The 12,944-nt window shown below is 70.9% G+C and carries 12 protein-coding genes and 3 pseudogenes; 8 read left to right on the forward strand and 7 right to left on the reverse strand.

What is annotated here, in order from left to right; translation table 11 throughout:
* Positions 1-296: pseudogene (locus tag CCN51_RS44245) on the reverse strand (P1 family peptidase); the annotation flags it as partial.
* 154 nt (positions 297-450) lie between these two features.
* On the opposite strand from CCN51_RS44245, the gene CCN51_RS44250 reads away from it, so the two are divergent.
* On the forward strand, positions 451-981 hold the full coding sequence (locus tag CCN51_RS44250) for an AMP-binding protein (protein ID WP_238545448.1): 531 nt from the start codon (positions 451-453) through the stop codon (positions 979-981).
* Between the two features lie 21 nt (positions 982-1,002).
* Positions 1,003-1,200, forward strand: coding sequence for a hypothetical protein (locus tag CCN51_RS44255; RefSeq protein WP_014179049.1), 198 nt, complete (start codon positions 1,003-1,005; stop codon positions 1,198-1,200).
* A 19-nt stretch (positions 1,201-1,219) separates the two neighbouring features.
* Here CCN51_RS44255 and mscL read toward each other — a convergent pair whose 3' ends face one another.
* The 5 genes from mscL to CCN51_RS44280 form a co-directional block, all read right to left on the reverse strand.
* On the reverse strand, positions 1,220-1,690 hold the full coding sequence (gene mscL, locus CCN51_RS44260) for a large conductance mechanosensitive channel protein MscL (RefSeq protein WP_014179050.1): 471 nt from the start codon (positions 1,688-1,690) through the stop codon (positions 1,220-1,222).
* A gap of 57 nt (positions 1,691-1,747) precedes the next feature.
* Positions 1,748-2,188 (reverse strand): RcpC/CpaB family pilus assembly protein, encoded by a 441-nt coding sequence (locus CCN51_RS44265; protein WP_014179051.1) that lies wholly within the window; start codon positions 2,186-2,188, stop codon positions 1,748-1,750.
* A 407-nt stretch (positions 2,189-2,595) separates the two neighbouring features.
* Positions 2,596-3,456 carry an S-methyl-5'-thioadenosine phosphorylase gene (locus CCN51_RS44270; RefSeq protein ID WP_014179052.1) on the reverse strand — a complete coding sequence of 287 codons (861 nt, stop codon included), beginning with the start codon at positions 3,454-3,456 and terminating at the stop codon, positions 2,596-2,598.
* Positions 3,457-3,554: 98 nt separating this feature from the next.
* Positions 3,555-3,902, reverse strand: coding sequence for an FmdB family zinc ribbon protein (locus tag CCN51_RS44275; protein WP_014179053.1), 348 nt, complete (start codon positions 3,900-3,902; stop codon positions 3,555-3,557).
* A gap of 118 nt (positions 3,903-4,020) precedes the next feature.
* Positions 4,021-5,529 (reverse strand): potassium/proton antiporter, encoded by a 1,509-nt coding sequence (locus tag CCN51_RS44280; RefSeq protein WP_014179054.1) that lies wholly within the window; start codon positions 5,527-5,529, stop codon positions 4,021-4,023.
* A gap of 210 nt (positions 5,530-5,739) precedes the next feature.
* On the opposite strand from CCN51_RS44280, the gene CCN51_RS44285 reads away from it, so the two are divergent.
* Positions 5,740-8,484, forward strand: a complete 2,745-nt coding sequence (locus tag CCN51_RS44285) for a penicillin acylase family protein (protein ID WP_014179055.1) — start codon at positions 5,740-5,742, stop codon at positions 8,482-8,484.
* A 102-nt stretch (positions 8,485-8,586) separates the two neighbouring features.
* On the opposite strand, the gene CCN51_RS44290 is transcribed toward CCN51_RS44285, so the two are convergent.
* The gene (locus CCN51_RS44290) at positions 8,587-9,183 is read right to left on the reverse strand and encodes a 5-formyltetrahydrofolate cyclo-ligase (protein WP_055414004.1); all 597 of its coding nucleotides are present in this window, start codon (positions 9,181-9,183) and stop codon (positions 8,587-8,589) included.
* Positions 9,184-9,264: 81 nt separating this feature from the next.
* Here CCN51_RS44290 and galU point away from each other — a divergent pair, with 81 nt between their 5' ends.
* The 5 genes and pseudogenes from galU to CCN51_RS58550 all read left to right on the forward strand — a co-directional run.
* Positions 9,265-10,167 (forward strand): UTP--glucose-1-phosphate uridylyltransferase GalU, encoded by a 903-nt coding sequence (gene galU / locus CCN51_RS44295; protein WP_014179057.1) that lies wholly within the window; start codon positions 9,265-9,267, stop codon positions 10,165-10,167.
* Between the two features lie 178 nt (positions 10,168-10,345).
* Positions 10,346-11,608, forward strand: coding sequence for a molybdotransferase-like divisome protein Glp (glp, locus tag CCN51_RS44300; protein WP_055414274.1), 1,263 nt, complete (start codon positions 10,346-10,348; stop codon positions 11,606-11,608).
* A gap of 71 nt (positions 11,609-11,679) precedes the next feature.
* Entirely contained in the window at positions 11,680-12,162 is a 483-nt protein-coding gene (moaC, locus tag CCN51_RS44305; RefSeq protein WP_014179059.1) for a cyclic pyranopterin monophosphate synthase MoaC, read from the forward strand.
* Positions 12,159-12,659 (forward strand): annotated as a pseudogene (locus tag CCN51_RS44310) (MogA/MoaB family molybdenum cofactor biosynthesis protein); the annotation flags it as partial. The gene moaC and the pseudogene CCN51_RS44310, both read left to right, overlap by 4 nt.
* Positions 12,660-12,811: 152 nt before the next feature.
* Positions 12,812-12,944, forward strand: a pseudogene (locus CCN51_RS58550) (GNAT family N-acetyltransferase); the annotation flags it as partial.

Below are 12,944 nucleotides of genomic sequence, written 5' to 3' on the forward strand. Positions count from 1 at the left end.
CGGCCACTCCGGAGGCGGCGTCCAGCCCGAACGCGCTGCCGCCGGTCAGCACGACGGCATCGACACGCTGGACGAGATTGCGCGGATCGAGGGCGTCGGTCTCGCGGGTGCCGGGGCCGCCGCCCCGGACATCGACCGCGGCGATCGCACCTCCTTCGGGCCAGTACGACGGTTGTGCCGGTGAGCCATCCGCCATCGGTCCGCTGCGCATGGCCGACGCGCAGCCCGGGTACATCTGTCAGGGCGTCGACCCGGCCGGGGCGGGCGGGTCGGGGTGTAGTCCGGTCGGTATCCATGGGCGCTATGCGTAGCACGGAAGCCGTGGCGAAGGGGCCGCGGGCGCAGGAGCCTTCGGACGGGGCCCTCATCAACAGGACGTTCATCAGACGTTGATTGGCCGACGGCAGGCTGTGCGATATGCCGTTCGCCCGCGTCCGAAGGAAGACCAACGTGCCCAGTACGTCTCGGACGGAGGAGCTCCCGACCCTGGCCGCCGCCGCGCGGCAGACGCCCCGGGTGGCCCTCCGCTGGATCAGTGAGCCGGACTGCGAGGAAGAGCTGACGCACGCCGAACTGCTGGACCAGGCGGGTCGGGCGGCGGCGGCCCTGACCAGGCTCGGCGTGCGCGCGGGGGACCGGGTGGCGGTGCATCTGCCGCTGATCCCCGAGTCCGTGATCGCCACGCTCGCCTGCGGCCGCCTCGACGTCGTACGCTCCACCCTCCCCGTCGGACTGCGCGTCCATGAGCTGCGCGACCGGCTGGCGGGGATGGATGCGAAGGTGCTGATCACTGCGGACGGCGACTGGCGGTGCGGGGAGCCGCAGTCGCTCAAGCCGCTGATCGACCGGGCGCTGGCGGGCAGCACACGGATCCCCAAGGTCCTGGTCGTCCACCGCCTGGCCCGCCCCGTGTCCTGGACGCCCGGCCGGGACCTGTGGTGGCACGAGCAGCTGGCCGCCGCCCCCGCCGACGCGCCGTGAGACCGGCCGTACTCTTGACGCATGAGCACCGCCCCCGACCCCGGACCGCGCGACCCGGCAGCCGCGCTGATCTTCGACGACCCGCTGGCGCAGCAGTCCTCGGACGACACGGACCGCGGCTGGGGTGAGCGGGCGCCCGGCGGCGGCGTCGGCGATGGCGCCGACAGCGCCGCGGACCTGGCCCGCTTCCTCGAGGAGAAGCCGCCCCACCACCTCTGAGCTCTGGAACCCCGAGGGCTCAGGTGCTCGATCGGCTGCCGCGCTGCGCGATCAGCTCGTCCCTTATCTCGCGGAGCAGCGCGATCTCGGCGCTCTCCGTCTCGGCCTGCTTCTCCTCTTCCTGCCGCTCCTTGGCAGCCATTCGCGCCAGATAGCGCGACATCGGCAGCACCATCAGGAAGTACACCACCGCTGCCGTGATCAGGAAGGTGAGCACAGAGCTCAGCACGGTCCCCCAGAGGATGGGGATCCCCTTGGTGACCTCGCCCGCGGCGTTCGTCTCGCAGGGGGCCTCCAGGCAGGAGCGGTACTTTTCCAGGTCCTTGGTGCCGAAGGCGCCGACGACCGGATTGATCAGGCCCTTCACTATCGAGTTCACGACACCCGTGAACGCGGCTCCGACCACGACCGCGACAGCCAGATCGATGACGTTGCCACGCATCAGGAAGGCCTTGAAGCCCTCCACGACGCTCTTCTTTTCCTCGCTCAACCCTCTGCCTCTCTCTTGCCGCACCGATTCTGGAGCGGACGGCTCCGCAACCTACGGTCAAGAGCGGCACAGCGCCACCGCCAACCTCGATGTGGCCGCCGCACCGGCCAGGGCCGCCGCCGTCGGCCGCGGCACCGCGAGCACCACCAGCGCTCCGCCACTCGCCGCTCCGAGATCTCCGGTCTCGACGTCCGCCGCCGCCACACGCCCCGGCCGCGGCACATCGGTCACCCGCGCGCCACGAGCGACCACGCGCGCGGCGGCCGGGCCGTGGGCCTGATCGGACCCCGGGGCGGCCAGCACATCCACCCGGTCGCCGGGGCGCAACAGCCGCACGGCCGCCGCGTCGGCGATCCGCACCGGCGCGGACACCACGGCCGGGCGCGGCTCGCGTCGGCCGTCGTCCGGTGGCGCGGACGCCGCCGGACGCGGGTCGGAGCCGCCGGAGGGCGCGGCGGCAGCCAGCGCGGCCGCGGTCATCGCCAGACCCGCCGCCATCGAGCGCCGTCGCCGCCGTAACGCGCGCCGCAGCCGATCTCCGCCTCGGCCCACCCGCACCGGTCCGAACCGTGGCACCGCGCACGTCGGGGGAGTGCGACGGGACCGCCCGGCCCAGGACGGAGCCGAGCGGGGCCGGGACACGGGCGGAGACGCCGAAGGCGAGGAGATAGATGGAACAGGCGATAGAGAGGACGGAAGGGACGGAGGCGATAGAGGGGATGAGGAGGGTGAAGGGGATGGAGAGCGGAGGAACGGGTCGGACACGGCAATCACCGCCTGTCGTGAGAGGCCGGGAGCTTCTGACCCCTTCACGATGCCCGCCCTCGCCGGATCCCGCTGGGGCCTGTGCACAACCCCCAGGCTGTGGATAACTCCGTCACCCGTGCAGGTAAGCCCGCTGTCCGTTACGGCAGTTCGATCCCCAGGTCCCAGCCGTCGTGCCCATGCGCGCACAGACAGTCCCGCGCCTCGGTGGCCGGCAGTGCGCCTACGGCGTCGAACAGCACGTCCCGCAGCCGCTCCAGGTTCTCCCCGAACACCCGCAGCACTTCGGCGTGCGAGACCCCCTCGCCCGTCTCCGCCCCCGCGTCCAGGTCCGTGACCAGCGTCAACGACGTGTAGCAGAGCTCCAGTTCACGGGCCAGCACCGCTTCCGGATGCCCCGTCATGCCGACCACCGACCACCCCTGCGCCGCATGCCACCGTGACTCGGCACGGGTGGAGAAGCGCGGCCCCTCGATCACGCACAGCGTGCCGCCGTCCACCGGCTCCCAGCCGCGCCCGCGCGCCGCCGCCACCGCGATCTGCCGCCCCGTCGGGCAGTACGGATCGGCGAAGGTGGTGTGCACCACGTTCGGCACCCGCCCGTCCGGCAGCGCCTCGCCGTCGAAATAGGTCTGGGCGCGGCCCTTCGTGCGGTCCACCAGCTGGTCCGGCACCAGCAGCGTGCCCGGTCCGTACTCCGGCCGCAGCCCGCCCACCGCGCACGGGCCGAGGATCTGCCGCACGCCGACCGAGCGCAGCGCCCACAGGTTGGCGCGGTAGTTGATCCGGTGCGGGGGCAGGTGGTGCTTACGGCCGTGGCGCGGGAGGAAGGCGACCTTCCGCCCGGCGACCTCGCCGAGGAAGAGCGAATCGCTCGGTGCGCCATAGGGGGTCTTGACAGTGATCTCGGTCACGTTGTCGAGGAAGGAGTAGAACCCCGATCCGCCGATGACCCCTATCTCTGCCATCTCCGCATACGTGCTGCTGCTGGTCTCCGCCATGCGATCACCCTAGCCAGCGCCGTCCGCGCATACGACATCCCGCCGACTCCCTCAAGGGAGCACGGCGGGATGTCGTATGCGATTGAGGCGGTCGCGCGTCAGGCGGCCGACGAGGTGCTGCCCGACGTGGACGACGACGAAGAGCTCGACGACGAGCTCGAGGACGACGACGAAGAAGACGTGTCCGAGGAGGAGGACGAAGACGAGGAACCCTCGCTCTTCGCGGCCGTCGACTTGGACGAACCGCCGCTTGTGCTGCTGGACGAGGAGCCGCGGCTGTCGTTCCGGTAGAAGCCCGAGCCCTTGAAGACGATGCCGACCGCCGAGAACACCTTCTTCAGGCGTCCCTTGCAGTTGGGGCACTCGGTGAGCGCGTCGTCGGTGAACTTCTGCACCGCCTCGAGGCCCTGGCCACACTCGGTGCACTGGTACTGATAGGTCGGCACTTACTCCTCCTGGCACTCTCACTCAATGAGTGCTAACGACGCTCCATAGTGCAGTATTCCTGCCCGCCAGTCCACTGCGGCGGGCTATACGGTGACCCAGGCCACGCGGCCCGCCCCGTCACTCGGCTCTCGTGCCCAGCCAGCCCGCCAGCTTGCCGCCCCGGCCCACCGCCCGCAGCCGCTCCTCCGCCGCGTCCCGTACCGGGTCCGTGGCCACGACCAGCAGCTCGTCGCGGCGCCGCAGCACGGTCGAGGGCTGTGGCACAAAGCTCTTCCCGTCCCGTACGACCAGGGTGACCGCGGCCCCCGTCGGCAGCCGCAGCTCGCCGATCTCCACGCCGTGCATCTTGGAGTCCTTGGGGATCGACAGCGACAGCAGATGCCCGCGCAGCCGCTCCAGCGGCGCCGACTCGATGCCGAGGTCCGCCGCGGCCTCCTCCTCGCCCAGGCGCAGCCGGCGCGCGACCCAGGGCAGCGTCGGGCCCTGTACCAGCGTGTAGACGATCACCAGCACAAAGACGATGTTGAAGACGCGGCGGCTGTCGGGCACGTTCGAGACCATCGGGATGGTGGCGAGCACGATCGGTACCGCGCCGCGCAGCCCCGCCCATGACAGCAGCGCCTGCTCCCGCCACGGCATCCGGAAGGGCGCCGCGCTGACCAGCACCGAGAGCGGCCGGGCCACCATGGTCAGCGCCATTCCGACGCCGATGGCCGGCCAGACGTCGTCGCCCAGCTCGTGCGGGGTCACCAGCAGGCCGAGCAGCACGAACATCCCGATCTGCGCGATCCAGCCAAGCCCCTCGGCGAAGCCGCGCGTCGCCGGCCAGTGCGGCAGTTTCGCGTTCCCCAAGATCAACGAGGCCAGGTAGACGGCGAGGAAGCCGGAGCCGTGGGCCAGTGCCCCGCCCGCGTACGCGATCACGGCGATCGCCATCACCGCGATCGGGTACAGACCCGAGGCGGGCAGCGCCACATGCCGCAGGCCGTACGCCCCCAGCCAGCCGATCGCCAGCCCCACCACGGCGCCGATGGCCAGTTCCAGGACGATCTCGCCGAGCATCACGTACCACGGGTTTATCGCGCCCTGGGCGGAGAAGGCGACCACCAGGATCACCACCGGGGCGTCGTTGAAGCCGGACTCCGCCTCCAGGGTGCCCGTGAGCCTCCTGGGCAGCGGCACCTTGCGCAGCACGGAGAAGACCGCCGCCGCGTCCGTGGACGACACCACCGCGCCGATGATCAGCGCCTGCCGCCAGTCGAGCCCGACCAGATAGTGCGCGGCCACCGCCGTGACCCCGACGCTCACCGCGATCCCCACGGTGGAGAGCACCGCGGCGAGGGGGAGGGCGGGTTTGATTTCCCGCCACTTCGTGCCGAGGCCGCCCTCGGCCAGGATGACCACGAGCGCGGCATAGCCGAGGACCTGCGTGAGCTCGGCGTCTTCGAAGACGACGCCGATCCCGTCCTGCCCGATCGCGACGCCGAGGCCGAGGTAGATGAGCAGGGTCGGCAGCCCGCTGCGCGTCGAGACCCTGACGGCCGCCACCGCTACGAGCAGGACGAGAGAGCAGATCAGCAGGAGTTCGTTGAGGTGGTGGACAGTCAGCGGCCGAACCTTTCTCACGGGAGCGGCCGGAAGGCTCCCCGACCGACCGGAACTTCATTGCCTTACCTAACATTTTACGGGTTCTTGACGCGAGTGGCTCACATGGATTTTTCGCGGGTGGTGGCCGGTGGGCGGCCCCAGTCATGACTCCGCGTAGGGGCAGCGACAGCGCTGCGCCTATGGTTGCTCCAGCACTCCAGGATCACCCTGCCCCTCCGAAGGACAGCGATGCCCGCCAACAAAAACGGCCCTTCTGGCAAGAAGAAGGGCCGACGTGCCCGCCTGATCGTGATCGCAGTCGTGCTGCTGCTCGTGGGGGGCGTCGGATACGGCACGTACTGGAGTATCAGTACGGTGCGTGCCTCCTTCCCGGAGACCACGGGATCGCTGCAGCTCAAGGGCCTGTCCGGGCCCGTGCAGGTCAAGCGCGACGGCTACGGGATACCGCAGATCTACGCCGACACCCCTGAGGACCTTTTCCGCGCCCAGGGGTTCGTCCAGGCCCAGGACCGCTTCTGGGAGATGGACGTACGCCGTCACATGACGGCCGGTAGGCTCTCCGAGATGTTCGGCTCCGGACAGGTGGAGACCGACGCGTTCCTGCGCACCCTGGGCTGGCACCGGGTCGCGAAGCAGGAGTACGACACCAAGCTGTCGCCGACCACCAAGAAGTATCTGCGGGCCTATTCCGACGGGGTCAACGCCTATCTCGCGGACCACCAGGGCAAGGAGCTGTCCGTCGAGTACGCGGCTCTGGAGTTCGAGAACGACTACAAGCCCGAGAAGTGGACCCCGGTCGACTCGGTGGCCTGGCTCAAGGCCATGGCGTGGGATCTGCGCGGCAATTTGCAGGACGAGGTGGACCGCGCGCTGGCCTCCAATCGGTTGAGCGCCAAGGAGATCGAAGAGCTGTACCCGGCCTACCCGTACAGCCGCAACAAGCCGATCGTGGACAAGGGCGCGGTGGACGAGACCACCGGCGCGTTCGACCCCAAGGCGACCGCGACGGGCACCTCCGCCGACTCCACCGCGAACGGGGTCGCGGACGCCACCCAGGGCTTCCAGACCCAGCTCACCTCGCTCTCCAGGACCCTCGACGACGTACCGGCGCTGCTCGGCCCGAACGGCACCGGCATCGGCTCCAACTCCTGGGTGATCGCGGGCCGGTACACGACCACCGGCAAGCCGCTGCTCGCCAACGACCCGCATCTGGCCCCGCAGCTGCCGTCCGTCTGGTACCAGATGGGCCTGCACTGCAACCAGGTCAGCACCGCGTGCCCGTACGACGTGGCGGGCTTCACGTTCTCCGGTATGCCGGGGGTCGTCATAGGCCACAACCAGGACATCGCCTGGGGCATGACCAACCTGGGCGCGGACGTGACCGACCTCTACCTGGAGAAGGTCACCGACCAGGGCTACCTCTACGACGGCAAGCAGACGCCGTTCAAGACCCGCGAGGAGACCATCAAGGTCGCCGGCGGCAAGTCCCGGACGATCATCGTCCGCTCGACCCGGCACGGCCCGATCGTCTCCGACCGCGACGACGAGCTCGGGGACGTCGGCAAGAGCGCACCGGTCGGCAGCGACGTCGGCGATGTGGCCCCCGACCGCGGCGACGGCTACGCGGTCTCGCTGCGCTGGACCGCGCTGGACCCGTCCAACACCATGGACGCGGTCTTCGGGCTCAACACCGCCAAGAACTTCACCGACTTCCGCAAGGCGGCCCGCGAGTTCGCCGTCCCGTCCCAGAACCTGATCTACGCCGACACCAAGAACCACATCGGCTACCAGGCGCCCGGCAAGATCCCCACGCGCGCCAAGGGGGACGGGCGTTACCCGGCACCCGGTTGGGACTCGCGCTACGACTGGAACGGCTACATCCCGCAGTCCGAGCTGCCCTGGGACTACGACCCCAAGCGCGGCTACATCGTCACCGCCAACCAGGCCGTCATAGGCAAGGACTACAAGTACAAGCTGACCGACGACTGGGGATACGGGGCGCGCAGCCAGCGGATAACCGACCTGATCGAGTCGAAGATCAAGGACAACGGGAAGATCTCGACCGATGACATGCAGTCCATGCAGATGGACAACAGCAGCGAGATCGCCGAACTGCTGACCCCCTACCTGTTGAAGATCAACGTCAAGGACAGCTTCGTCAGGGAGGCGCAGAAGCTCCTGGAGGGCTGGGACTACACCCAGGACTCGGACTCCCCGGCCGCCGCCTACTTCAACGCCGTCTATCGCAACGTCCTTATGCTCGCGTTCGGAAATAAACTTCCGAAGGAGCTGCGGGTGAAGGGCCAGTGTCTGCGGGTCCGGCCCGCCGATGACTCCGGCCCCGCCGACGACCTGAACGGCAAGGCGCGGCTGGTGCGCGAATGCGGTCAGCGCGACGCGGCGTCGGCCCAGCCGGACGGCGGCGACCGCTGGTACGAGGTCCTTCGGAAGATCATCAAGGACCCCAAGAACCACTGGTGGAAGACCACCGGCAGCCGCCTGGAGCCCGCCGCCACCAACCGGGACGAGCTCCTGGGCGAGGCCATGAAGGACGCGCGCGCCGAGCTCACCGCCAAGCTGGGCAAGGACATCAACAGCTGGAGCTGGGGCCGACTGCACCGGCTGACACTGAAGAACCAGACCCTGGGCACCGACGGCCCGGGTGTGGTGCAGTGGCTCCTCAACCGCGGCCCCTGGAACCTGTCCGGCGGCGAGGCCGCGGTCAACGCCACCGGGTGGAACGCGGCGGGCGGCTACGACGTCACCTGGGTGCCGTCCATGCGGATGGTCGTCAACCTCGACGACCTGGACAAGTCGCGGTGGATCAACCTCACCGGCGCCTCCGGACACGCCTACAACGCGCACTACACCGACCAGACGGAGAAGTGGGCGAAGGGCGAGCTGCTGCCCTGGTCCTTCAGCGAGAGCGCGGTGAAGAAGTCGACGGACGATGAGCTGGCGCTCACGCCCTGACCCCTCCCGCCGGCGCGCCTACGCACGCCCCCCGCGAGACCCCCGCCCGTGCGGCGGGCAGGTTTCGCGGGGGGCGTGCGGTCGTATAGGGGCGCAGCCCGCCTAAAGGGACCGGAAGCGGTGCACCGCCGAGGGCGTGACCGCCGCGTGCACCGGCCGGTCGTGGGCCTCGCCCGGGACCTCGTCGAGCACCTCGCCGTCGTACAGCAGCACCACCAGCGCCGGGCGCGCCCCCGCCCGGTCCAGCCGGGCCAGCACCCGGTCGTACGAACCGCCGCCGCGGCCCAGGCGCACCCCGCGCCGGTCCACCGCGAGCCCGGGCAGCAGCACGACGTCCGCCCCGGTGACCGCCTCGGGGCCCAGCCGCGGTCCGTCCGGCTCCAGCAGCCCCCGCCTGGCGCGCACCAGCCGGTCGGGGCCCTCGTCCTGGCCCCAGTCGAGGTCGTTGTCCTCCTGCAGAACCGGGAGCAGCACCCGTACGCCCCGCGCGCGCAGCGCCTCTCTCAGGTCCCGGGTGCCGGGCTCGCTGCCCACCGAGACATACGCGGCCACCGTCCCCGCCTCCGCGAGCTCCGGCAGCTCCAGCGCGCGACACGCCAGACGCGCCTGGGCGCCCGCGATGTCATCCGCCGTCAACCTGGCTCTCACCGTGATGAGGCTTCGCCGCAACTCCGGCTTACTACCATCGGCGTTGATCATTGAGTGCACAAACTTCCTGTCTCATGTCATATTCATCGAACCCTCATCAACCGCTCAAAGGCACCCGATAGGGTTCAGTACATGACTCAAGCGCGTACTCGGATCAGCAAGGCTGTCATCCCCGCCGCGGGGCTCGGAACCCGCTTCCTGCCGGCCACGAAGGCCACCCCCAAGGAGATGCTGCCGGTCGTCGACAAGCCGGCGATCCAGTACGTCGTCGAGGAAGCCGTCACCGCCGGGCTGCCCGATGTGCTCATGGTCACGGGCCGTAACAAGCGGCCCCTGGAGGACCACTTCGATCGCAACTACGAGCTCGAAGAGGCCCTGAGCCGCAAGGGCGACGAGACCCGACTCGCCCGTGTGCAGGAGTCCAGCGATCTCGCGACCATGCACTACGTCCGCCAGGGCGACCCCAGGGGCCTCGGCCACGCCGTGCTCTGCGCCGCCCCGCACGTCGGTGACCAGCCCTTTGCCGTCCTCCTCGGCGACGACCTCATCGATGCCCGCGATCCGCTCCTGTCCCACATGGTCGAGGTGCAGGAGCAGCATGGCGGCAGCGTCATCGCCCTGATGGAGGTGGACCCCGCCCAGATCCACCTCTACGGCTGCGCAGCGGTCAAGCCGACCCTGGACGGCGACGTGGTGCGGGTGACCGGGCTCGTCGAGAAGCCGGACCCGGCCGACGCGCCCAGCAACTACGCCGTCATCGGCCGCTATGTTCTCGACCCCGCCGTCTTCGACGTGCTGCGCGCCACCGAGCCCGGGCGCGGCGGCGAGATCCAGCTCACCGACGCCCTGCAGGCGCTCGCCGCCAATCCGGACCTCGGCGGGCCGGTCCACGGGGTCGTCTTCAAGGGGCGCCGCTACGACACAGGCGACCGTGGCGACTATCTGCGTGCCATTGTCAGACTCGCGTGCGAACGTGAAGACCTGGGCCCGGACTTCCGGGACTGGCTTCGCCGTTACGTCACCGAGGAGATGTAGCACTGTGAGCAGCACCGCAGCACGCGCCACCGACCAGGGCCCGGACCAGGAGCCGGGGTCGGGGTCGGGGCCGGGCCCGCGGCCCGGCTCGTCCGGGCCGGGCCGGGGCGAGGATCGGGGCGGGGGCCGGAGCAGCGAGGACCGGGGTGAGGGTCGGGGCGCGGACCGTTTCTGGACGGTGGCCGAGCATCTCGACGACATCCTCGACCATCTCCACCCCCTCGACCCGATCGAGCTGCAGCTGCTCGAAGCCCAGGGCTGCGTCCTCGTCGAGGACGTCACCGTCCCCACCGCCCTCCCGCCGTTCGACAACAGCTCCATGGACGGCTATGCCGTCCGTACGGCCGACATCGCGGCGGCGACCGAGGACTACCCCGCGGTGCTCACCGTCATCGGAGACATCGCGGCGGGCAGCGAGACCGCGCCCGCCGTCGCGCCCGGCGAGGCCGCGCGCATCATGACCGGCGCCCCGCTGCCGCCCGGCGCCCAGGCCGTCGTACCTGTCGAGTGGACCGATGGCGGCCTCGGCCGGGGCCCGGTCACCGCCATGCCCGCCCACAGCGAGGTCCCCGACGGCGCGAGCGGCAGGGTGCGGGTGTACCGCCCGGCCACGACCGGGCAGCATGTGCGCCCCCGCGGCTGCGACGCCAGGGCGGGCGAGCTGGCGCTGAGCGCCGGCACGATCCTGGGGGCACCGCAGATCGGGCTGCTGGCCGCGCTCGGGCGCGCCACCGTCAGGGTGCGGCCGCGGCCGCGCGTGGTGGTGCTGTCGACCGGCAGCGAGCTGGTCCAGCCCGGCCAGGAGGCGGGCCCGGGCCGGATCCACGACTCCAACAGCTTCCAGCTCACCGCCGCCGCGCGGGACGCCGGGGCGATCGCCTTCCGGGTGGGCGCGGTCGCCGACGACGCCGGGACGCTGCGGGCGACCGTCGAGGACCAGCTGAGCCGGGCGGACATCGTGGTCACCAGTGGCGGCGTCAGTGTCGGCGCGTACGACGTGGTCAAGGAGGCCATGCGGGAGATCGACTTCCGCAAGCTGGCCATGCAGCCGGGCAAGCCCCAGGGGTTCGGGCGGGTCGGCCCGGACCGCGTCCCGTTCATCGCCCTCCCCGGGAACCCCGTCAGCTCCTATGTCTCCTTCGAGCTGTTCGTACGGCCCGCCATCCGCACCCTGATGGGCACCGGCCCCGTCCACCGCCCCATCGTGCGGGCCCGCTGCCCGGAGGGCGTCGCGTCCTCCCCGCGGGGGCGGCGCCAGTTCCTGCGCGGCTGGTACGAGCCGCCGGGGATGGACGCCGAGACCGGCCTCGTCACCCCTGTGGGTGGCACCGGATCCCACCTGATCAAGGCGCTCGCCCACGCCAATGCGCTGATCGTGGTCCCCGAGGAGACCACGGAGGTCGCCGCCGGCGCCGAAGTGGACGTCGTCCTGCTCACCTAGACGCCTGGCCGCCGCCCGCGGCGGGTACGGTGTCGTCCCACAGGAGCCACCTGGCCCGGACCGGGAGAACGATGAGCAGCGCCCAGGACCATCTCACCCATCTCGACCCATCGGGCGCGGCGCGCATGGTCGACGTCTCGGACAAGGACGTCACCGCCCGCACCGCCCGAGCCACCGGCCGCGTGCGCGTCGCCCCGCGCGTCGTGGAGCTGCTGCGCGGCGATGGCGTCCCCAAGGGCGATGCCATCGCCACCGCGCGCATCGCGGGCATCATGGGCGCCAAGCGCACCCCGGACCTGATCCCGCTGTGCCATCCGCTCGCGATCTCGGGCGTGACCGTGGACCTCGCGGTCGCCGACGACGCGGTGGAGATCACCGCCACGGTCCGCACCACCGACCGTACGGGCGTCGAGATGGAGGCCCTGACGGCGGTCAGCGTGGCCGCGCTGACGGTGATCGACATGGTCAAGGCCGTGGACAAGTCCGCCGTCATCACGGACGTACGGGTGGAGGAGAAGACGGGCGGCAAGTCCGGCGACTGGAGCCGGACATGACCGGCTCGCCGACCTACCGCGCCCTGGTCGTCACCGCCTCCAACCGCGCCGCCGCCGGGGTCTACCCCGACAAAGGCGGCCCGCTGCTCGCGGAGGGGCTGGCGGCGCTGGGCCTCGCGGTCGAAGGGCCGCGCGTGGTCCCCGACGGCGACCCGGTGGAAGCGGCCCTGCGCGAGGCGGTCGCCGCTTCGTACGATGTGGTCGTGACCACGGGCGGCACGGGGATCTCGCCCACCGACCACACCCCCGAAGCGACCCGCCGCGTGCTCGACTACGAGATCCCGGGCATCGCGGAGGCAGTCCGCGCCGAGGGGCTGGCCAAGGTGCCCACTGCCGCGCTCTCCCGCGGCCTGGCCGGGGTCGCCGGCACCACCCTGATCGTCAACCTGCCCGGGTCGACCGGCGGCGTACGGGACGGGCTCGCGGTCCTGGGGCGGATCCTGGTCCACGCGGTCGAGCAGCTGCGCGGCGGCGACCACCCCAGACCCGCGGACCCTCCTGATCCCGCCGGCCCCACTGGTTCTTCGGGTATTGCGGGTCCTGCTGGTTCCGCGGGTCCTGCCGACCTCACTGGTCCTACGGGTCCTGCCGGTCTTGCGGGCCCTGCCGGTTCTCTCGGGAGCGCGAGCTGAACGCGCCCTGGCCGGTCATGCTGGCGGACGGCGATACGGTCCTCCGCCCCATAAAGCTGCGCGACCAGCGCGCCTGGCGCGAGGTCAACCAGCGCAACCGCGAATGGCTGCGTCCCTGGGAGGCCACCATTCCGCCGCCCCCGCCCGCCG

The organism is Streptomyces milbemycinicus, assembly GCF_002154605.1.
GTDB lineage: Bacteria > Actinomycetota > Actinomycetes > Streptomycetales > Streptomycetaceae > Streptomyces > Streptomyces milbemycinicus.

Bases quoted from the DNA above. Each gene is read 5' to 3' on its own strand.
- CCN51_RS44255 (WP_014179049.1), top strand. From the start codon at position 1,003: ATGAGCACCGCCCCCGACCCCGGACCGCGCGACCCGGCAGCCGCGCTG.
- CCN51_RS44265 (WP_014179051.1), bottom strand. From the start codon at position 2,188: ATGGCGGCGGGTCTGGCGATGACCGCGGCCGCGCTGGCTGCCGCCGCG.
- CCN51_RS44270 (WP_014179052.1), bottom strand. From the start codon at position 3,456: ATGGCGGAGACCAGCAGCAGCACGTATGCGGAGATGGCAGAGATAGGG.
- CCN51_RS44285 (WP_014179055.1), top strand. From the start codon at position 5,740: ATGCCCGCCAACAAAAACGGCCCTTCTGGCAAGAAGAAGGGCCGACGT.
- CCN51_RS44290 (WP_055414004.1), bottom strand. From the start codon at position 9,183: ATGATCAACGCCGATGGTAGTAAGCCGGAGTTGCGGCGAAGCCTCATC.
- galU (WP_014179057.1), top strand. From the start codon at position 9,265: ATGACTCAAGCGCGTACTCGGATCAGCAAGGCTGTCATCCCCGCCGCG.
- moaC (WP_014179059.1), top strand. From the start codon at position 11,680: ATGAGCAGCGCCCAGGACCATCTCACCCATCTCGACCCATCGGGCGCG.